At 43.9% G+C, this 20,781-nt stretch carries 20 protein-coding genes and 1 pseudogene; 14 read left to right on the forward strand and 7 right to left on the reverse strand.

The annotated features are described in order from the left end of the window. Positions 1 to 53 precede the first annotated feature (53 nt). A pseudogene (locus QZV86_RS10225) lies at positions 54 to 368 on the forward strand (integrase core domain-containing protein); the annotation flags it as partial. A gap of 942 nt (positions 369 to 1,310) precedes the next feature. On the opposite strand, the gene QZV86_RS10230 reads toward QZV86_RS10225, so the two are convergent. Beyond that, a complete protein-coding gene (locus QZV86_RS10230) occupies positions 1,311 to 2,306 on the reverse strand; it encodes a hypothetical protein (RefSeq protein WP_295627374.1) in 996 nt (331 codons plus the stop codon). A gap of 263 nt (positions 2,307 to 2,569) precedes the next feature. Between QZV86_RS10230 and QZV86_RS10235 the strand changes: the two genes are divergently transcribed. Together QZV86_RS10235 and QZV86_RS10240 are read left to right on the forward strand one after the other, a co-directional pair. Beyond that, the gene (locus QZV86_RS10235) at positions 2,570 to 2,803 is read left to right on the forward strand and encodes a hypothetical protein (RefSeq protein ID WP_295627377.1); all 234 of its coding nucleotides are present in this window, start codon (positions 2,570 to 2,572) and stop codon (positions 2,801 to 2,803) included. Beyond that, complete coding sequence (locus QZV86_RS10240) at positions 2,778 to 2,912, forward strand: hypothetical protein (RefSeq protein ID WP_295627381.1); 135 nt, start codon at positions 2,778 to 2,780, stop codon at positions 2,910 to 2,912. Before QZV86_RS10235 ends, QZV86_RS10240 begins: the two co-directional genes overlap by 26 nt. Before the next feature lie 99 nt (positions 2,913 to 3,011). Here QZV86_RS10240 and QZV86_RS10245 read toward each other — a convergent pair whose 3' ends face one another. After that, entirely contained in the window at positions 3,012 to 3,938 is a 927-nt protein-coding gene (locus tag QZV86_RS10245; protein ID WP_295627384.1) for a bestrophin family protein, read from the reverse strand. Positions 3,939 to 4,075: 137 nt separating this feature from the next. On the opposite strand from QZV86_RS10245, the gene QZV86_RS10250 reads away from it, so the two are divergent. The 5 genes from QZV86_RS10250 (at position 4,076) to QZV86_RS10270 (ending at position 10,080) form a co-directional block, all read left to right on the forward strand. Then, on the forward strand, positions 4,076 to 5,326 hold the full coding sequence (locus QZV86_RS10250; RefSeq protein ID WP_295627387.1) for an alpha/beta fold hydrolase: 1,251 nt from the start codon (positions 4,076 to 4,078) through the stop codon (positions 5,324 to 5,326). Between the two features lie 112 nt (positions 5,327 to 5,438). Next, positions 5,439 to 5,777 carry a cupin domain-containing protein gene (locus QZV86_RS10255; RefSeq protein WP_295627390.1) on the forward strand — a complete coding sequence of 113 codons (339 nt, stop codon included), beginning with the start codon at positions 5,439 to 5,441 and terminating at the stop codon, positions 5,775 to 5,777. Positions 5,778 to 5,807: 30 nt separating this feature from the next. Then, a complete protein-coding gene (locus QZV86_RS10260) occupies positions 5,808 to 6,161 on the forward strand; it encodes a Spx/MgsR family RNA polymerase-binding regulatory protein (RefSeq protein WP_295627394.1) in 354 nt (117 codons plus the stop codon). Positions 6,162 to 6,334: 173 nt separating this feature from the next. Beyond that, entirely contained in the window at positions 6,335 to 8,857 is a 2,523-nt protein-coding gene (locus QZV86_RS10265; RefSeq protein WP_295627397.1) for a 3-hydroxyacyl-CoA dehydrogenase/enoyl-CoA hydratase family protein, read from the forward strand. Between the two features lie 23 nt (positions 8,858 to 8,880). Then, positions 8,881 to 10,080 (forward strand): acetyl-CoA C-acyltransferase, encoded by a 1,200-nt coding sequence (locus QZV86_RS10270; RefSeq protein ID WP_295627400.1) that lies wholly within the window; start codon positions 8,881 to 8,883, stop codon positions 10,078 to 10,080. A 23-nt stretch (positions 10,081 to 10,103) separates the two neighbouring features. Here QZV86_RS10270 and QZV86_RS10275 read toward each other — a convergent pair whose 3' ends face one another. Next, a complete protein-coding gene (locus QZV86_RS10275; RefSeq protein ID WP_295627403.1) occupies positions 10,104 to 11,141 on the reverse strand; it encodes a COX15/CtaA family protein in 1,038 nt (345 codons plus the stop codon). A 52-nt stretch (positions 11,142 to 11,193) separates the two neighbouring features. After that, positions 11,194 to 11,637, reverse strand: a complete 444-nt coding sequence (smpB, locus tag QZV86_RS10280) for an SsrA-binding protein SmpB (RefSeq protein WP_292921194.1) — start codon at positions 11,635 to 11,637, stop codon at positions 11,194 to 11,196. A gap of 88 nt (positions 11,638 to 11,725) precedes the next feature. On the opposite strand from smpB, the gene QZV86_RS10285 reads away from it, so the two are divergent. The 4 genes from QZV86_RS10285 to xth all read left to right on the forward strand — a co-directional run bounded on the left by QZV86_RS10285 (position 11,726) and on the right by xth (position 15,538). Continuing rightward, complete coding sequence (locus tag QZV86_RS10285; protein WP_295627407.1) at positions 11,726 to 12,163, forward strand: type II toxin-antitoxin system RatA family toxin; 438 nt, start codon at positions 11,726 to 11,728, stop codon at positions 12,161 to 12,163. Further along, positions 12,160 to 12,459: an RnfH family protein gene (locus QZV86_RS10290; RefSeq protein WP_295627410.1), complete on the forward strand. Its 300-nt coding sequence runs from the start codon at positions 12,160 to 12,162 to the stop codon at positions 12,457 to 12,459. Before QZV86_RS10285 ends, QZV86_RS10290 begins: the two co-directional genes overlap by 4 nt. A 200-nt stretch (positions 12,460 to 12,659) precedes the next feature. Further along, positions 12,660 to 14,597 carry an ATP-dependent DNA helicase gene (locus QZV86_RS10295; protein ID WP_295627413.1) on the forward strand — a complete coding sequence of 646 codons (1,938 nt, stop codon included), beginning with the start codon at positions 12,660 to 12,662 and terminating at the stop codon, positions 14,595 to 14,597. A 173-nt stretch (positions 14,598 to 14,770) separates the two neighbouring features. Continuing rightward, positions 14,771 to 15,538, forward strand: a complete 768-nt coding sequence (xth, locus tag QZV86_RS10300) for an exodeoxyribonuclease III (RefSeq protein WP_295627416.1) — start codon at positions 14,771 to 14,773, stop codon at positions 15,536 to 15,538. A gap of 144 nt (positions 15,539 to 15,682) precedes the next feature. Here xth and QZV86_RS10305 read toward each other — a convergent pair whose 3' ends face one another. The 3 genes from QZV86_RS10305 to glnA all read right to left on the reverse strand — a co-directional run bounded on the left by QZV86_RS10305 (position 15,683) and on the right by glnA (position 18,182). Beyond that, positions 15,683 to 16,132: a DUF4124 domain-containing protein gene (locus QZV86_RS10305; RefSeq protein ID WP_295627419.1), complete on the reverse strand. Its 450-nt coding sequence runs from the start codon at positions 16,130 to 16,132 to the stop codon at positions 15,683 to 15,685. Position 16,133: 1 nt separating this feature from the next. Beyond that, complete coding sequence (locus tag QZV86_RS10310) at positions 16,134 to 16,583, reverse strand: DUF4124 domain-containing protein (protein ID WP_295627424.1); 450 nt, start codon at positions 16,581 to 16,583, stop codon at positions 16,134 to 16,136. 189 nt (positions 16,584 to 16,772) lie between these two features. Beyond that, entirely contained in the window at positions 16,773 to 18,182 is a 1,410-nt protein-coding gene (glnA, locus tag QZV86_RS10315) for a type I glutamate--ammonia ligase (protein WP_295627430.1), read from the reverse strand. A 224-nt stretch (positions 18,183 to 18,406) separates the two neighbouring features. Between glnA and recQ the strand changes: the two genes are divergently transcribed. Beyond that, positions 18,407 to 20,206, forward strand: a complete 1,800-nt coding sequence (recQ, locus tag QZV86_RS10320; protein ID WP_295627427.1) for a DNA helicase RecQ — start codon at positions 18,407 to 18,409, stop codon at positions 20,204 to 20,206. Between the two features lie 123 nt (positions 20,207 to 20,329). Continuing rightward, entirely contained in the window at positions 20,330 to 20,515 is a 186-nt protein-coding gene (locus tag QZV86_RS10325; protein ID WP_295627433.1) for a hypothetical protein, read from the forward strand. Positions 20,516 to 20,781 lie beyond the last annotated feature (266 nt).

The following is a 20,781-nucleotide window of genomic DNA, read 5'->3' on the forward strand; positions in this document are numbered from 1 at the left end:
ATCAAAAACAGCAGGTCGCTTGATTCTCATACACCAGATTTGACTATAGCTCGGATATCTTCAATACTGACCAAAGTTGCCAATTTACCAGCTTGGAATTCACCGGGCTGCTGAAGGATAACGGTATCCAGATCAGTATGGATGGCAAGGGCAGCTGGCGTGATAATGTGTTTGTCGAACGGCTTTGGAAGAGCGTCAAATACGAAGAGGTCTATCTGCACGCCTATGACAGCGTATGTGATGCAAAACAAGGCTTAGAAAAATATTTCATGTTCTACAACCAATATAGACCTCACACCGCGCTTGACGACAAAACGCCAAATGAGTTCTACTTCGATAACCTGCCTGCAATGCAAAATACAGCGTAGGCATTACCACGAGATTTCCACTTAAGATATATGGGAAAAACTGTCCAATCAAGTATAGCCACCTCTATATTTAACAAAATGATCAAAATCGAGATCTATAAAAGAAGTGTGAGCTGATGTTCGATACAATAGGCTGCAATGATGGCATCATTTGTTTTCCGCATAGTAAAAAATTTAAGATCCTCTCCCCCCTCTCCATTCCGGCGGAACCCGTCTATGGTTCCACCTTACGGATCACCGACAATCTAACAAAGTCTAGCTCTTCTTAACGCAGAACCATGTGCCCCCGAAAGTTGTTTTGAAGTTGATATTGCCACCCTTGTACGTGCCTTTCATCCTGTCTCTCGCTTCCCAGTCGTTAAAGACGCACCAAGTGTGTTTCTCATCCCTTACTACCCCCGTCCCCACCAAGCCAAGACTGCCAAGTGTATTTCCGAGTTGATCATAGAGGATATTTCCGTTTGCATCTACGTTTTGAGCAAGGGAGGAAGGTACTTGCCCAAATATAATGCCAATCGCTGTTAAGATAATAATTTTATTTTTCAAATATCTTGTAGTCATAGCAAGGTGATTTTTTTTAACGACATGGTTTTCTCCTTAAATTTACATAGCGGGGAACCAAGACCAAAATTGCGCAGATATCTTTTATATAAATTAATTTACGCCGAAATTACCGAAAATCTGCATTAAGGAATTGGAATTGCTATGTTATCTACAAGCTAGGTAAAACAATGTGATATTTATCACGGACGGCAACAGATAGACGAAAATATGGTTCTTCCACCTAGAAGTGGGTACTCTGTGCATATTCGTTCAAACATACGCTAACATGCAGAGTAATTGTCTGTCTGAACCACAATTGGACAAAAAAGTACTACAAATCCTTCCAAATAACGATATCGCTTCTTTTGCTACTTTTTTACTCTTACTGATCTTCCGCCATTAGTTAGTTTTAGGGTTTTTAAGGTCACTTAATTCATTTTTGTTTGTAATATAAGTCGTTTCAGCTTTTGCCCGATCCGCTGCAACACCAAATTGACCAATTATTGCTTCACTAACGCCCGTCAGAGGTGAAACTAACAATTGCATAAAACCATAGAGCTCGCTTGGAGAGGTCATAGTAGTCTTTGTAAGTAGACCATTCTTAAATTCTAGCATTATCTTGCGAGTTACAAATAATCCACGATCATAATTGAAGATAGCAATCTTATCTTTGTCTGGAATAGTAACTACAAATTGTTTTCCTTCGACTGTTTTTTCGTCTGTTTTAATTGAAAAGATTTTATATTCATACGAAGTTCGCAATCGATACAAAATCCCTTTGTTGTCTTCATCAATTTGATCCAGAATTTCTCCCATCGCCGTTGCTTTCATCGCAGTTGCCTCTAACATAAAACACCTTGTGTTAATTTCTTTATTAACGTTTTCTATACTTGTTTGATCATAAGGATCAAATTGCAGTTCGATAGAAAAAGGATTGCCATCATCTTCGCACGGTTCTATATTTTCCGTACGCATGAATGGACCGCTGAGTTTTAAGGCATAACCAAACCCTTCAGCTGCTTTCGCCAAAATTTCAGGACCTTTAAAAGTGCTAGTAGCATTAAGCGATATAAGTAAACCTTCTTCATCAGTTTCTATTATATTTTCATCATCATATAAAAAATTATGATTTGTTTTTAGAAAGAAATATTTTTCTAGATGATTGTCAGCAACTATTTTCACTTTGGATTCGATAACTAAGACCCCATCTTTCGCACTGCGCTCCAATTTAACTGAGATTATTCCTTTGGGTAGGAAGTATTGTTGCAAATTATTTTTAATTATGTGTTGAGGCTCTGCCTGAATTTTTGTTTCATAAATTGCGCATCCTGTAGTAAGGATAGAAACTAAAAGAACACATAATAAAGCTGTTAAAAAATCTCTGGGTTTATTCATTGTGATCTCTCTTCAGATTAAAAAATTACACCTACAAACTATTTTCAGATTGCTATTTTTTTGGCTTAAAATTATGCTTTATTGAGTTTCATTTTATATTATTTATATCAATCAGTTATGTTTATTGATTAACTTTGTTTGTCAAGATAGCACAAAACCACTCAAAGAAGTCAACTATTATCGAATAAATCATTTAGTTGAAATTATTACTGAAAATGAGCACCACAAATTTGCGTTAGTTTGTAAGTACAAAGAGAGGAGACATGTTGACGGGTGGAATCGGTAACGATATTTTCAGGTTCACTACAATGGGTCAGATTGATACGATCACCGATTTTAATGTGGTCAATGACACGATCCAGCTTGAGAATGCCATCTTCACTGTTTTGACGGCAACAGGCACTTTAGCCGCCGGTCGATTCAGAATCGGCGCCAATGCATTGGATGCGAACGATAACGTCATCTACAACAATGTATGCATTGATATACGATGCTAATGGCAGTGGCAGTGGCAGTGGCAGTGGCAGTGGCGCGGGTGCTGCGGTGCAGATCGCTACCATTGGAGTTGGATTGGCGCTGACTAATGCGGATATCGTGGTGATTTGATCAGAAAATAAAGAAGCGCATTAAGCTGGATTTTAATGCTAATCCTACAATGGGTGAAAAAATGTAATTCAATTTCGCTTCGATAATCGAGAGCAGGAATTACATCAGCACACCATTTTCTGGTTCTAGCGGTGCAGGGATGGAAGATTCTCCCAGTTGTTGCTTTAAGTCAATTTCGATATTACGACAAATAGCAGACATTGGGACGTCTTCCATTTTTCGTTCAAAAGGTTCTTCGGTACGTTGCCCAATACGCTCAGTGATGGTAAAAATTGAAGCCAGGATTATATAAATCGGTAAAGTCCCCCATCCGAGATGCTGGACAAGCCCTAATGGGAGTAATAGCACAAAAATCCAGACAAAGGATTTGGTGAAGAAACCGTACTGGCGAGGCAATGGCGTGGTTTTGATTCGCTCGCAACTGCCTTGAGCAGCAAAGAATGCTTTGATTGATTCCATCAGTCCGAAGATATAGGCTTGTTCATCAATCCACCCCATCATATTCAGCTCCTTTAATCGCTGAGCCTGCCGATGGTTCAATTGCGTTGCTTTATTCGCCGCCTTGCTCAGTTCTTGATATTCTGAGTCGGACAAAAAAGGTTTCAGTTCTTGCCAGGTTTCCTCGCGCCGCAATTGCAAGCGAATGGCATTTAAAAAAGCCAGGTGTCGATAGATGATTTCAGTATGGATGTTTGTTATGGTTTCTTGAAGTGCCGGTATTTGCGAATTTGGATAGCGAACGTATCCCATCACCTGAGAAGTAAAATTCCGTGAAGCATTTGTCAGACTACCCCAGGCAGTCCGAGCTTCCCAGTATCGATTGTATGCTTCGTTATTCCGGAAACCCAACAGAATTGCCACGGCGATTCCAAACACACTGATTTCTGCATCAGGAAAAGTTAAGTTCTCAAAATAAGAATGTGCATTTAATGTACAAATTAGATACCCATAGACAAGGAAAAACAGAATATTCCATCCATCAATTTTGAGTATCCATTTAAGTCGTATCGTTCGTTGTACAATCATAGATGGCTTTTCTCTGTTAAGAAACTTCAACGCAAGATGGAGAAGAATTCTGCAAATAATCGTTCAAACGGTCATTAGCAAATATTGGAAAGTGCATTGATTAAGATTCATGGTATACCGTTTAAAATTTTTTGTGTATGCAATTATCCAGTGAAGTAGAGCGGAAACCAATACAGGCTGTTCGCTGGCATAACCGAGTGATGATTTTGACAGGTATGATTTTGTTTCTGGTGTCGCTATCAGGCTGTGTACATCAAAAATTCGTCAATGAGCCTTATCCTCGCTGGGGGAAAGAAGTTCGAATTGATCCGTCCGATGATGATGATGGGTTAATGATACTGCGAACGCTCTCTCCATCGGATTCTGTAAAAACCTCTGCTTGCGTGTTATTGGTTCACGGCATGAACGAGCATATCGGACGTTATGGCGAGGTGGCACGTTATTTTGCCCAGCAGTTTATGGTTTCGGGCTTTGATCATTATGCGCATGGACTGTCCAATCCGGTTTTGCGACAGGCCGATTTTGCGTCAGCGAGCGGTGCAGGTAGACAAGAAATCAGCGATGCTTACCTAGCGCAAGCGACGCTGAAGGACTTGCAACCACTTCGACGCAATCTGGATCGGGCGCTTAGAGAAACGATTACACAGTGCGACAAAGAGAGCAATCCGGGACGCCCATTATTTATCGTTGCACATAGTTTGGGTGCTTTGGTGACGGCTTCTTATTTGATACAACTGCAAGATGAGGTTGATCTGGTCAGACGCGTGGGCGGGGTCATTTTTCTGGCCCCAGGGTTTGCCGTCAGTGAACCGCCGGGGTGGCGCGGTTGGGTGGCGAATCCGTTGATCAAACTGTCTTTTCATGCTGAAACGCATTTCTTGCACCCCCAGGATGAACCCCTGCCTTTGTTAATTTTTAATCAGGCATTAGCGTTAGTGACTGTGCCCATTTTGGACAGCCTGTTTGAAATACTGTCCTGGCCTGGTTTGCGCAGCCTTGTGACGCCTATTGCCCCGGATTGGGTACAGGATTATTTGACTGATAGTGAAGAAGAAAAGGCACGCCTGCGTGATGATGGCTGGGTTGTTCGCCGTAGCTTGCTGCGTTTCGTGAAAGGCATTGAAGCAGAGATTGTGCATTTTCGCCGCCAGATGACGCAATTTACAACACCTTATTATCTGGTGTATTCGGAGCATGATCCGATCACGCCAGCATGGGGCAGCAAGGATTTTGCTCATGCGACTATACAGCATCACCCTGATAACGAAATTCTGACGTTTCCCAACTCTCACTATCACCAGCATCTATTTTTAAAAGAGCCTGCGCGTACCGAGCTTTTGAGGAATATTGTGCAATGGATGGAGCATCGCTTGGATGCGTCGGAATGATCACTGGCATGCGGTATCAGTGCCACGATTGGTGGTCTCGATTACCGTGATCCTTTATACTTGTCATGCTGCTTAAAAGCACAGTTTGAATAGAATGTGAGGTGATAGAGACATGATGAAGGCAGTCTTATCGGAACTGATGCAACGTATACCCGGCAAAGCGAGTGCGGAATGGCCCACGGGGGAACCGTTTACGTTGGCATTTGCGCATGGTTCCATGTCGGTCGAGGTTTATGCGCCCAAGAGCACCGATATCCAAACACCGCACGATCAGGATGAGTTGTATTTTATCCAATCTGGACAGGGCGAGCTTGTGGTGGCTGGAGAACGCCATCTGTTTGAACCGGGCATGGTGTTTTTTGTTGCTGCTCATGTGGAGCACCGCTTTGAAAACTTTTCCCCGGATTTTTGTACCTGGGTTGTGTTCTGGGGGCCGAAAGATGGCGAATAATTATTTTACACACTGTGAGTTATAACGATTATGCTCAAATTTTATGGCTATAAGCAGTGCGGTACCTGCCGCAAAGCGGAGCAATTTTTGCGGCAGGCCGAAATTGATTACGAATTCATTGATATCACCGAAAATCCACCAGCTGCTGATGAACTAGCCGCTATTGTTGAGCGCGCCAATGTTTCACTGAACAAACTTTTTAATACCAGCGGGGTGCAGTACCGCGAATTAAAAATCAAGGAGCAATTGCCCGCATTATCTAGCCGAGAGATACTCACGATGCTTGCTGGTAATGGTCGTCTGATCAAAAGACCGTTGATTACCGATGGAGAACGTGCAAGCGTAGGTTTTGACGCTGAGAAATTTGCGCTTATCTGGGGTTAACATTTTTCAACTGCAATGCTACGCTCAGGCGTCGGTGGTGTGAAGCGCTGCAGGTATTTTCCTAGCTTCAAAAATAAACAAGCTTGCGCTTTAGGTTCCATGCTTGTACTCTTTCAGCTACGATCAATACGAACAGTGTCTTATTCCATAACCGGATCAAGCAGGAGGCGAAATTGAGAAATCAACGTTTTTTAGTGCGCAAGGCGGCGGTATTAGGGGCTGGTGTGATGGGCGCGCAGATTGCGGCACATCTGGTCAATGCCAATATCGAAACATTGTTGTTTGAGTTACCGGGAGATACAGATAATCCCAATGCCAATGTAATTAAGGCGGTGGAGAAACTTAAAAAGCAAGAGCCTGCTCCGCTATCGATCAAAACCAAAGCCGCCTGCATTCAACCGGCGAATTATGATCAACATCTGGAACGGCTCAAAGACTGTGATCTAGTGATTGAAGCGATTGCCGAACGGGTGGATTGGAAACGTGATTTGTATATCAAGGTTGCGCCTTATCTGGGTGAACATACAATTTTTGCCAGTAATACCTCAGGACTATCGATCAATCAACTGGCAGAAGCTTTTCCAGAAGCATTGCGACACCGCTTCTGCGGCATACATTTTTTTAATCCGCCACGCTATATGCATCTAGTCGAGTTGATTCCTTGCCAAAACAGCGATGCGGCTATGCTTGATCACCTGGAAGAATTTCTGGTGACTGATCTGGGCAAGGGAGTGATTCGTGCCAAAGACACTCCCAATTTTATTGCCAATCGTATCGGCGTGTTTTCGCTGTTAGCGACCATGTATCATGGACGGGGATTTAATTTTGGATTTGATCTGGTTGATGCATTGACGGGCTCGCTGATTGGGCGTCCTAAAAGCGCAACATTCCGCACCGCGGATATCGTTGGTTTGGATACTTTGGCGCATGTTATCAATACGATGCGCGATACGTTGCCAGGTGATCCCTGGCATCGTTATTTTGCGGTGCCGGATTGGTTGCAAGGCCTGATTGATAAAGGCGCGCTGGGCGAGAAGGTCAAGCGCGGGGTGTATCAGAAAATAAAAAATGAAATTCATGTGTTTGATCTGCCATCGCAAACATATCGTGTGTCTGCGGGTGAAGTGGATGAAGAACTGAAGCGATTGTTGAAATACAGCACTCCTGCAGAAAAATTTGCTGCGCTACGCAATAGCCAGCAGCCGCAAGCGCAGTTTTTGTGGTCTATATTTCGCGATCTGTTTCATTATTGTGCGGTGCAGCTGGAGGCGATTGCCAATAATGCACGTGATCTTGATCTGGCGGTGCGTTGGGGATTTGGCTGGAATCAAGGGCCGTTTGAAATCTGGCAAGCAGCGGGATGGAAGCAGATTGCCACCTGGATTCAGGAAGATATCGCTACTGGTAAAAGCATGAGTCAGGCGCCATTGCCGCAATGGGTAATGACGATTGCAGCAAGCGATAAGCAAAGTGTGCATACTGACCAAGGTTCTTTTGCTCCAGATTCTGGCGAGCTACAACAGCGTTCAACACTGCCAGTGTATCAACGCCAGCTTTTTCCTGATCGATTAGTTGGCGAAGAAGCGGTATATGGCCAAACCATATTTGAGACCGATGCCGTAAGGATGTGGCATAGCGGCGATGGCATCGCCATACTTAGTTTCAAAAGTAAAATGCATACGATTGGTATCGATGTGCTGGAAGGCGTGCAACAAGCGATCAAGGAGGCTGAAAAAGATTGGCGTGCCCTGGTGATCTGGCAAACAGAACCGCCGTTTTCCGCCGGTGCTAATTTGCAGAAAGCCACCGAGCGACCTAAGACGGATGCACAGCATGGTGGCAGAGCGCCACCGCAGCCACCCACTGCATTTCAGTCATTCCTGAAAAAATTCAAGAAGTCAGCGCAATCCACAGTATTGCAAGTGGCGCGGGAATTGGATCTCGCTGATGCGTTGATGGCCAAGAAACTGGCAGAAGTGGAAGCAATGATTAAACAGTTTCAACAAGCTTCGCAAGCGCTACGCTATTCGATGATTCCGACCGTTGCCGCTGTGGATGGCTTAGCGTTGGGTGGCGGATGTGAATTTGTCATGCATTGCGATCGTGCTGTAGCAACATTGGAAAGTTATATTGGTTTGGTGGAAACTGGCGTTGGGTTATTGCCCGCGGGGGGTGGATGTAAGGAGTTTGCCATGAGAGCGGCACAAAATGCCAAGGACGGCGACCCTTTTCCGTCACTCAAATATTATTTTCAGACCGTGGCGATGGCAGAACTGGCCAAAGGCGCAGAGCAAGCAAAAGATCTCGGTTATTTGCGCCTTGCTGATACGGTAGTGATGCATCGTTTTGAATTGTTGCACGTGGCTAAAGCACAGGCTTTAGCATTAGCAGAAGCGGGTTATCGTCCGCCCTTACGCGCGCGGGAAATTCCGGTGGCGGGTAATACTGGCATTGCAACGATCAAAAGTCAGTTGGTTAATCTGCGCGAAGGTGATTTTATTTCCGAGCATGACTATCTGATTGCCAGTAAAGTTGCGCATGTCATGTGTGGCGGTGATTTAACCCCCGGCAGCTTGGTCGATGAAGATTGGTTCCTGGAGTTGGAGCGGGCAGCATTCATGGAGTTGCTGGCAACCGAAAAAACCCAGGCGCGTATTGCACATACACTGAAAACCGGTAAACCACTTAGAAACTGATATCACGATTCACGGAGAATCCTATGACTAAGCAAACTCAAGAAGCCTATATTGTAGCTGCTGCACGTACTCCGGTGGGAAAAGCGCCGCGCGGCATGTTCAAAAATGTACGCCCTGATGACATGCTGGTGCATGTATTGCGTACGGTGATGAAACAATGTGAGGGGCTGGATCCGACAGCGATTGATGATGTGATTGTCGGTTGTGCCATGCCGGAAGCGGAGCAGGGCATCAATGTTGCGCGCGTGGCGTTGTTATTAGCAGGTTTACCCAATAGCGTGGCTGGCATGACAGTCAATCGCTTTTGTGCGTCGGGCCTGCAGTCGGTCGCTTTGGCTGCGGATCGTATTCGCCTCGGAGAAGCCGACGTGATGATTGCGGGCGGTACTGAAAGCATGAGCATGGTACCGATGATGGGCAACAAAGTTTCCATGAATCCAATGATGTTTCAACATGAAGAAAATGTGGCGATCGCTTATGGGATGGGCATGACCGCTGAGAAAGTGGCCGAGCAGTGGAAAGTATCGCGCGAAGATCAGGATGAATTTGCCCTGACCAGCCATCAGCGTGCCATAAAAGCCATCGAATCTGGTGAGTTCCAACAGGAAATTGCACCTTATCCGGTGGACGAGAAGCGTCCTGATTTGGTTGCGCATAATGTGCGTGAAAAAGTTATCGTTAAAAACAACGACGAAGGGCCGCGAGCCGATACCAACCTGGATGCATTGGCCAAATTGAGGCCGGTTTTTGCTGCTAAAGGTTCGGTGACTGCGGGAAATAGCTCGCAAATGTCGGATGGTGCCGGAGCAGTGGTTCTGATGAGTGAGGCTGCGATGCAACGTTTTAATCTGTCCCCATTAGGACGATTCATTGGATTCTCGGTTGCAGGTGTGCCGCCTGAAATTATGGGTATCGGTCCGATCAAAGCCATTCCCAAAGTGCTCGTACAAACCGGAATCAAGCAGGATGATTTGGATTGGATTGAGTTAAATGAAGCATTTGCGGCGCAGAGTCTTGCCGTGATACGTGATCTGGAGCTGGATCGCAATAAAGTAAATCCTCTGGGCGGTGCAATTGCATTGGGTCATCCGCTAGGGGCAACGGGTTCAATCCGGGTAGCCACATTGCTGCATGGATTGCGACGCCATAAACAGAAGTACGGCATGGTGACTATGTGCATTGGTAGCGGTATGGGGGCAGCAGGGGTGTTTGAGGCCCTTTAACAAGTCGAATAAAAGCGGGGCAATCAAACCTGCCCGGCTTTTGATGTGTCACGGAAACGGTGACTGACCCATAAGGATGCTGCAAATAGCAATACTGCGCCACCCTGATGGGAAGCTGCTAGATGGATTGGTACCACCTGCAATAACGTTGTGATACCTAAGCTGATTTGCACTACCAGCATTAGCAGAAAAAGATTACAAGCAAGGCGTGTAGTACCGGAAAGTTCAGTCTTGTGCGCTTTGAACCAGAATAGCGGGACTAAAAAAGCTAATAGCCACGCAATCAATCGATGGTCGAATTGCACTGTAGTGATATTATCAAAGAAATTTCGATACCACGGCTCCAGGATGAAGAGATCTGGTGGAATCAAATACCCATTCATTAACGGGAAGGTGTTATAAGCTAAGCCAGCGCGAATACCAGCAACAAAACCGCCGGACAGGATCATGATAAAAATTAATGACGTGAGGCTATAGGAGAATCTGCGCAAACTTTGAATTTTTTCGTTGAGCCTGGAGTGTTCGCTTTGTGGTGTGATTAAGCCCAAAGCGACCCAAAACATTGCGGCAAAAATCACAAAGGCCAGCCCAAGATGCGCGGTAAGCCGATACTGGCTGACATGCGGATCGTTAACCAATCCGCTCATGACCATGTACCATCCCATAAATCCCTGCAACCCTCCCAGAATAAATATACCTGTCAACTTGATCCCCAGGGATCGATCGATACTTTTCCTAACCAGAAAATAAACAAAAGGGACAAAAAATACTATGCCGATAAGCCGTCCCAACAGACGATGAAAGTATTCCCACCAGAAAATGTTTTTAAATTCGTCAACACTCATACCTTTATTGACTTTTTGGTACTGAGGGGAAGAGCGGTATTTCTCAAGCAGCACATCCCAATCTTCCTGCGTGATTGGAGGCATGGTGCCCACGATAGGCTGCCACTCGACAATCGAGAGTCCTGAATCAGTTAACCGCGTAACGCCACCAACCACTATCATGGCAAATACCATGACACAACAAATAAGCAACCAAGTCGCAATAGGTTTTTGCATAATCGTAAAAGTTATTAAATAAAATTAAATCGATGAATTGTAGTAAATTGTTTCATTTGTTACGCATCAAGCGTTGTTTAGTGCGTTCCCATTCTTTTTCTTTCTCGGACTCGCGCTTATCATGTTGTTTTTTGCCTTTGGCTAAACCTATCTCCAGTTTAATCCTGCCTGCTTTATAATGCATATCCAATGGAACCAGAGTATATCCTGCGCGTTCGACTTTGCCGATAAGTCGTCTAATTTGTTCTGCGTGCAGCAACAATTTGCGTGTGCGCACCGGGTCAGGGTTAATATGCGTGGAGGCGGTCTTAAGTGGACTAATATGGCTGCCAATGAGATATAACGCGCTGTTTCGAATAATGACATAAGCTTCTTTTAGCTGAACCCGACCATCGCGTATGGATTTGACCTCCCATCCTTCCAGCACTAAGCCTGTTTCGTATTTTTCCTCGATAAAATAATCGTGAAAAGCTTTTTTATTTTGTACTATACTCATACAGGAATTAAGCGGTGGGAATGACTAGAATTAGGCATATTTTATCAGTTTTTCGGTGTTTCCTCATTGATATGGGTTGATTTACTTTATGGCAGAAATAGAAAAATCAGTTTTGGTTGAATACTCAGCCAGTCAAATGTTTGCATTAGTCGATGATGTTGAGGAATATCCAAAATTCCTTCCGTGGTGCGGCGGCACTTCGGTGGATCCGCAGGATGAGGTGACCACGCATGCTACAGTTAAGATTAACTATCATCATATCCGACATAGCTTTACCACTAAAAATAAGCGCTTTCCGCCCGATTTGATTGAAATGAGCTTGCTGGATGGTCCCTTTGAGCATCTGGATGGTTACTGGCAGTTTGTTCCATTATCCGATAATGCCTGCAAGATAAAATTCCGCTTGCACTACACTTTCTCGAATAAAATCCTGGAGAAACTGGTGGGGCCGGTGTTTCACATGATCGCGAATAGCTTCGTCGAATCTTTTGTTGACCGGGCGGAAGAAATCTATGGCAAGAAATGACTGCAGTGCTTCAGATTGAAATTGCCTATGCACTGCCTAATATTCAAATTCTGAGAAAAATCACTGTCCCGTTGGGTTGTACGGTTGAGCAAGCACTAGCAATCTCAGAGATTTTGCAGAAATTCCCAGAAATTGATCTAGCCAAAAACAAGTTGGGTATTTTTGGAAAATTTGTGCAATTGGATACGCAATTACATTCTAACGACAGAATCGAAATTTATCGCCCGTTGATAATAGATCCGAAGGAAATCAGACGAATGCGCGCTAAAAGTTCGGTACATTCAGATAATCGGTGACCTTGGTTACCATCACTGAATAGCTCTTTCTTTTGGATAGCTTCTAATAAATTTATTCATCCTGAAAGTTACATGTTGTGCTTATATGATATCCCGAATTTATATTGTTTCATTCTAATTATTTCAATCTTGCCCGAAGATATCATTTCCAATAAATTGTGATGCGTGTATAGCCTTGGAATTCCGGCAGATCTGATTCTATGCTTGATATTGATTCCATTTTCTCATCCGATGGCGTACTTTCTAATCACATTACCGGGTTTCGTGCGCGTTCACAGCAATTAGAAATGGCGCAAGCTATTGCAGCAGCGATTGCTAAGAACGAGGTTCTGGTTGCTGAAGCGGGCACTGGAACAGGTAAAACTTTCGCCTATTTGGTGCCAGCCTTGTTAGCCGGTGGCAAAGTAATCATATCCACAGGAACAAAGACGCTACAAGATCAATTATTTAATCGTGATATTCCGACATTACGCGCAGCGCTTAAAATGCCGATTACGGTTGCATTATTAAAAGGGCGGGCTAATTATATTTGTCATTATCACTTAGAAAAAAGCCTGCAGGATACGCATTTGAGCTTTATCAATCGTGACGAGATCCAATATCTACAAAAAATAGAACGCTACGCCAACATCAGTAAAAGCGGTGATAAAAGTGGCTTGAGCGAAGTGCCTGAAATGGCTGCCATTTGGCAGCATGTGACTTCAAGCCGAGATAACTGCTTGGGTTCCGAATGTCCAAGCTATAAAAAATGTTTTGTGATGGAAGCGCGTAAGCAAGCGTTAATAGCGGATATCGTAGTGGTGAATCACCACTTGTTTTTTGCCGACGTTATGCTGCGTGATGAAGGCTTGTCTGAATTACTCCCTGCCTGTAATACGGTCATTTTTGATGAAGCGCACCAATTGCCGGAAACGGCCAGCTTATTTTTTGGTGAGTCGATTAGTACTGGGCAATTGTTGGATCTTGTGCGAGATACCAAACTGGAAGCAATTCAAGCTGCCGGTGATTTTGTACATCTGCCAGAAGCAATTGCCGCCATGGAAAAAACTGTACGCGATTTGCGTTTAACCATCAAGGAGGACAACACACGGTTGTCTTTATCGGCGGCAAATCAACAGCCGGATTTTAATGTGGCACTAGATAAGCTACTGGAGCAGTTGATTGACTTGGTAAAACTACTGGAAAGTCAAGCAGAACGATCTGAAGGACTGGAAAACTGCCGGCAGCGTGCAACCAATCATTTGTATCTAATCCAGCGCTGGCGCAATGAAACCGAAATGCAAGACCATATCCGCTGGATTGAAGTTTATCATCAGGCATTGCAATTCAATGCGACACCATTGTCGATTTCTGAAATCTTCCAAAAGCAAATGATGGCATCACCACGTGCCTGGATTTTTACTTCAGCAACATTGTCGGTTAAAAAGGATTTTTCCCATTACAATAATGAAATGGGATTGAATATGGCACAAACTGCTTGCTGGGACAGCCCATTTAATTTTTCTGAGCAGGCGCTGCTCTATGTGCCGCTTGGTTTACCGGAACCACATCATAAAACTTATATTGATCAGGTTGTTCAATCGGCATTGCCGGTACTGCGTGCCAGCCGCGGGCGCGCTTTTTTCCTTTGTACCAGTTTACGCGCGATGCAGCGGATTTATGAGTTATTGCAGAATTCCGCTGACTTCGGTGATTTCCCGTTGCTGCTTCAGGGACAGGGTTCGCGCTCATATATGCTAGAGCGTTTCCGTACACTAAATAATGCAATTTTGGTAGGCAGCCAGTCTTTCTGGGAAGGCGTTGATGTGCGAGGGGAGGCGTTATCGCTGGTTATTATTGATAAACTGCCGTTTGCCCCCCCGGATGACCCGGTTTTATCAGCACGCATCGAGAAAATTAATAACGAAGGTGGTAATGCTTTCATGGAATACCAATTGCCCCGTGCAGTGATCAATCTTAAGCAGGGCGCGGGGCGCTTGATTCGGGATGAGACAGATCGCGGTGTTTTGATGATTTGTGACCCGCGTTTAACAACAAAAGCTTATGGCAGACAAATATGGCAGAGTTTGCCACCTATGAAGCGTACTCGGGATTTGGCAGAGGTCGAACGCTTCTTTTATGCTGATAGAGAGAATTGATTTTTTAATTTAGAATAATCGCTAATTTCCAATGATATTAATGACTTAATAATTTTCGATAACACGAATGACACAAAGATCAGGCCAACATTAAACATAATGCAATGATATGTGATGATTTCTCTGAGGCTTATTACGAAAATGATGATATAGGGTATAAATAGTTTATGGTTATGAAATTAGCAACCTGGAATGTTAATTCACTCAAAGTACGTTTGCCGCAAGTCATTGACTGGCTAATTGAAAATAAACCCGATGTGCTATGTTTGCAGGAAATAAAAGTAATCGATGAAAATTTTCCTATTGATGAAATAATGACTGCAGGTTATGAATCCGTTTTCATCGGGCAAAAAACTTATAATGGTGTTGCAATACTCAGTAAACAAAAAGCAAGCAAGGTAATTACTGCAATACCCGGTTTGGCGGATGAGCAAAAAAGAATAATTGCTGCAACTTATGGCGATTTACGTGTCATTTGTGCCTATGTGCCGAATGGAGATCATGTTGAATCGGAGAAATATGAATATAAACTGCGTTGGTTGCCGGCCTTTACTCAATGGCTACAGCAAGAATTAATAGATTATAAAAATTTGGCTGTACTAGGCGATTTTAATATCGCACCGGAGGATCGTGATGTCTATGATGCCGAACTTTGGAAAGGAAAGGTGTTATGCAGTGAACCAGAGCGTACGGCTTTTAGAAATATACTTAATTTAGGATTGACTGATAGCTTTCGTTTGTTTGAACAACCTGAGAAATCCTATACCTGGTGGGATTATCGCATGATGGCTTTTCGTCGCAACCAGGGATTGCGGATTGATCACATATTGCTGAGCGGCGAACTCTCTAGCGCATGTGTGACATGTATCGTTGATAAAACAATGCGCAAACTGGAACGTCCCTCGGATCATGCGCCTGTTTGGGTTGAGCTTTCCACCTGATCTCGTAGTTTAGTCGACTACTAAAAACGCCCTGAATCGATGCAGGACAAAAAATGGATAAAAGTATGCGGTTACGCTCCGAATAAAAACCATCCTTAGCCCATCTTTTAACGTTGAAATAAATACAGATTGCTTCGATACAGCTTATCTGGTTTTTACGGGTATCGTATCCAGATCGCTTTTCATCAATTCCAGATTTTTCTCGCGTGCACTGATTTCTTCTCTTAACCGATCTACCCGGTTAAGGTATCTTTGGTAATTGCGCTCACTACCCAGGCGATCTGGCATGCCATCTTTGTATTCACTTTTGGCTTCATTAAGTTGCGCCTCTTCCGCGGCAATTTTATTTTGCAATTGTTCGCGATGCTCTTTGAGTTTCATGGATTCTCTGCGCTTCGAAATTCGATCCTCAACTTCGCCAGTATCTACAGGTGGAACAACAATAATCGGGGGTAAATCGACGCGTTTGGAATCGTTGGAAGGTATATTTGAATAGGTTACGTTACCGTTCTCATCAGTATGCTTGTAGACACCGGCATGCGATAAACTAAAATATAGAATTAAGGCTATGAAGAGGAAATAATTTCTCAGCATTTTATCGATTTAGCTCTTTTTTTAATGCCGCAACGTTTCTTTGGTGCAGAAGCAATTTATTTTGTAGTTGCACAGTTTTTTCCTGAGAATTATTCTTGAATTCAGGCTTGCTGCGAATCTCATCCAAAAAACTCTGTGCTTCAGAAAAAAGTTTTTCTTCAGTGATAAGCTCCTTTTGTAAAATTTCACGACGCATGACATCACGGCCTTTCTGTGTGGTATCAGTCACACGCGGAAAATTTAAATTTGAACTTGGTTTTGATTGGCTGGATTTCGTATTTCTCGAAAATGAGGCAATAGAAATTTTTTCTGCATTAGGGATACGTCGATTCGTAAAGGTGATGTTGCCATCTTTATCGACATATCTATATATTTCTGAGCTGGCAATTGCTTGTGGAAAGCCAATCGGCAGTATAAAGATCAATAAAATCAAGAATATTTTTGTTTTCATGTTTTTCTGAAAGAATATTAATGACAGTACAACTGTTTGATTAGTTTATCAAAGCTTTCTTTATCGAAAAGCAAAAAAAGAACTGCAATTCCTCCTTATTACATCACTTAAAATATATTAGATTCTATGCGTTTATCCAGTGGGTATTCATCTTGCCCTGTACATTCAGCTTTCTGAGCTTTCTGAAAATTATAAGCTGTAATACAAATCAAATTCAATCGGATGCGTGGTGCTACGTAATAATAGCACTTCATCCATCTTAAGCTGAATGTATGCATCAATCAGATCATTGGAGAACACGCCGCCACGAATCAAGAAATCCCGATCTTTATCCAAGCATTCCAGAGCTTCATCTAACGAAGCGCAGGCATTGGGCACCTTGGCGGCTTCTTCTGGCGGCAAGTCATAAAGATTTTTATCCATCGGATCGCCGGGGTGTGTTTTATTTTGGATACCATCTAAACCCGCCATCATTAATGCAGTGAATGCAAGATAAGGATTTGCGGTTGGATCAGGAAAACGAACCTCAATACGCCGTCCTTTGGGATTGCTGGTGTGTGGAATACGAATTGCTGCCGACCGGTTGCTAGCCGAATAAGCCAGATTGACCGGTGCTTCAAATCCGGCGACCAACCTTTTATATGAATTGGTGCTGGGATTGCAGATGGCATTTAGTGCTTTGGCATGCTTGAGAATACCACCAAGATAATACAAAGCAATTTCAGATAAGCCTGCATAGCCGTTGCCAGAGAATAAGTTCTTGCCATCTTTCCAGATCGACTGGTGCACATGCATGCCTGAACCATTATCGCCCACGATTGGCTTAGGCATAAAAGTTGCTGTTTTACCGTATGAATGTGCAACGTTATGGATCACGTATTTAAGAATCTGATTCCAATCTGCACGTTTCACCAGACTGTTAAAGCGTGTGCCTATTTCACATTGACCTGCGGTAGCTACTTCATGATGATGAACTTCGACCCCCACACCCATTTCTTCCAGAGTTAGGCACATGGCAGAGCGAATATCTTGCAATGCGTCTACGGGGGGTACCGGGAAGTAACCGCCTTTGATGGCAGGACGATGACCGACATTACCACTTTCATATTTGATTGCCGAACTCCAGGCAGCTTCCTCAGATTCAATTTTGACCGAGCAACCCGACATGCCGGTATGCCAGCGGACAGAATCGAAAATAAAGAATTCAGGCTCCGGGCCAAAATAGGCTACGTCGCCGATGCCTGTTGATTTAAGGTAAATTTCTCCGCGTTTAGCGAGTGAGCGTGGATCGCGACTATAACCTTTACCGTCAGCGGGTTCGACCACGTCGCAGGTAAGCAGCAGCGTGGGCTCATCCATGAATGGATCCACATTAGCGGTATCAGGATCAGGGATCAATAACATATCGGATGCTTGAATGCCTTTCCAACCGCCAATTGACGAGCCGTCAAAAGGATGGCCATCGTCAAATTTATCTGCATCAAAATTGTGCGAAGGTAGGGTGACATGGTGCTCTTTTCCATTGGTATCGGTAAAACGCAAATCAACGAATTTAATTTCATTGTCTTGAATTAATTTCAAAACATCAGCTACCACCATATTCATTTCTCCAAACTAATGTTACGGATTTTATAATTAAAGGTTCATTTAGATAGAATTATACCAGCACAACCGCATGAATAATTTGAAACGACATTAACAACTGTCATTCAATCGACTGAATGGAAATAAACATGCAAGTGTCTGGATGTGCATTCTATTGTAGTATCATGCGTGAAGTCTTTACGATTCGTAAAAGTCAATTTGTAGTAGTTCAATTCTGAATGTCCGAAGCACTCAACATACTTAAGGAAGTTTTTGGTTATCCAGCTTTTCGTGGACAACAAGCGGAAGTTATTGCGCATCTCGCCAGTGGAGGCGACTGCCTAGTATTGATGCCGACGGGTGGTGGTAAGTCATTGTGCTATCAAATTCCAGCGTTATTGCGTAATGGTGTTGCTATTGTCGTGTCTCCACTCATTGCCTTGATGCAGAATCAAGTCACTGCATTGCACGAAATTGGGGTGCGTGCCGCAGTGCTGAATTCTTCATTGTCACAACAAGAAGCCATTCAAGTTGAGCAAAAGCTTTTAGCGGGTGAATTTGATTTGTTGTATGTGGCGCCTGAGCGCTTGTTGACTGTGCGGTTTCTGAATCTGATTGCACGCATTCCAATCGCCTTGTTCGCAATTGATGAAGCGCATTGCGTTTCGCAATGGGGGCATGATTTCCGGCCAGAATACATTCAATTATCAGTTTTACATGAACGTTTCCCTGAGGTTCCCCGTATTGCATTGACAGCAACCGCTGATATGGATACGCGCAAAGAAATCATTGAGCGACTTGGGCTGGATATAGCCAAGGTATTTGTTTCGAGTTTTGATCGTCCGAATATTCGTTATCAAATTGTCGATAAAACCAATGGTCGCTCACAGTTATTGACTTTCATCCGAGCGGAACATCCAGGAGGAGCTGGGATTGTGTATTGCTTGTCGCGTAAAAAAGTGGAAGAAACCGCCCTTTGGTTAACAAAGCAGGGTTTGCATGCGGTAGCCTATCATGCCGGCATGAGCATGCAGCAGCGAAGCTTGAATCAGGAAAAATTTTTGCGTGAAGAGAACATCATCATGGTTGCCACGATTGCATTCGGCATGGGGATCGATAAACCGGATGTGCGTTTTGTTGCGCATCTGGATTTGCCAAAAAGTATCGAAGGCTATTATCAGGAAACAGGCCGTGCTGGTCGCGATGGACAAGCCGCTAACGCTTGGATGGCGTATGGTCTTGGTGACGTTATTCAGCAGCGGCGTATGATTGAAGAATCTGAGGCGCAGCATAAATTTAAGCAAGTGGCTGCGCGCAAACTGGAGGCCATGCTGTCGTTGTGCGAAACGACTACTTGTCGCCGTACTCGCATGTTAAGCTATTTCGGTGAGAGCATCGAGACAGCAGGGTGTGGAAATTGTGACATTTGTCTAAACCCGCCCAAAGTATGGGATGCTACGGTGGAAGTGCAAAAAGCAATGTCGTGCGTTTATCGTACGGGACAGATTTTCGGGGCAGGTCATTTAATTGATGTTTTGCGGGGCAATCTGACCGATCGTGTAAACGAATGGCATCATGACAGGATCAGTACTTTTGGGATTGGGAGAGATTTACCCGAAAAGACCTGGCGTGCGATATTTCGCCAGATCGTTGCGCTGGGCTTGTTGATACCGGATAGTGAAGGGCACGGTGCTTTGCATCTGACTGAGGCGAGCCGTGCTGTGCTTAAAGGACAGCAGAATGTGTGTTTGCGTCAACAAACAAAAATTGAGCAAATATCCAGTAAACGCACTGGCGATGATCTGATTTCCTTGGCTCCAGCCGAGCGCTCCTTGTGGGAGCAGTTGCGTTCATGGCGGGCAAAGACAGCTAAAGAGCATGGCGTTCCGGCTTATGTGATTTTCCATGACGCCACTTTGCACGAATTGGCGCGTTTATGCCCGCAAACGGAAGATGAATTGAGTCAAGTGACCGGTATCGGTGCGCGCAAACTCGATAAATATGGTATTTATCTGATGGAGATCCTACGTGGTGATTAAGAAAGCGTCGACTGACAAAGATTAGTGAGCGACATTAACCAAGTGCTTGGAAATTTTTTCTGTTCTGTTATATACTCAAAACCTCAAAACATACATGGTAAATCTAAATAAGGAAATTAAGTGATGAAACTGTCAATATTTACTGTAGTACTATTAGCTTTCTTCTTAACCGCCTGCGGTAGCGCTGATATGGGCGATCCAAGCGCTAGTGCCGATGACTGTGCATTTGGAGTAGATGGTAATGGCAATTGTCTCAAAGAAGGGCAAGATCCACGTCCTTACGGTGGAACCAGCAAACCTGGGCATTAATCCCTCAAGATTTAGCACCAAAACAATCTCATTACGATGAGATAAAAAAACCGTCCGAAGAGGCGGTTTTTTTATCTCCGTAAATATGCCTGCTTTCAATACAAAACTTGATGATCTGAAGGGTTTCTAAGCATAATATAAAGTATGAATTCTTATAGGCACGAGCATTCAGTACGTATAGGATAAAGACAAAATCTGATCGACGGTTTAGTTAGAGCTTACTCAAAAAGCATAACTAACTGATTGAGTTTAACAATATTGTATTA

This window comes from uncultured Nitrosomonas sp. (genome assembly GCF_902826915.1).
Classification (GTDB): domain Bacteria; phylum Pseudomonadota; class Gammaproteobacteria; order Burkholderiales; family Nitrosomonadaceae; genus Nitrosomonas.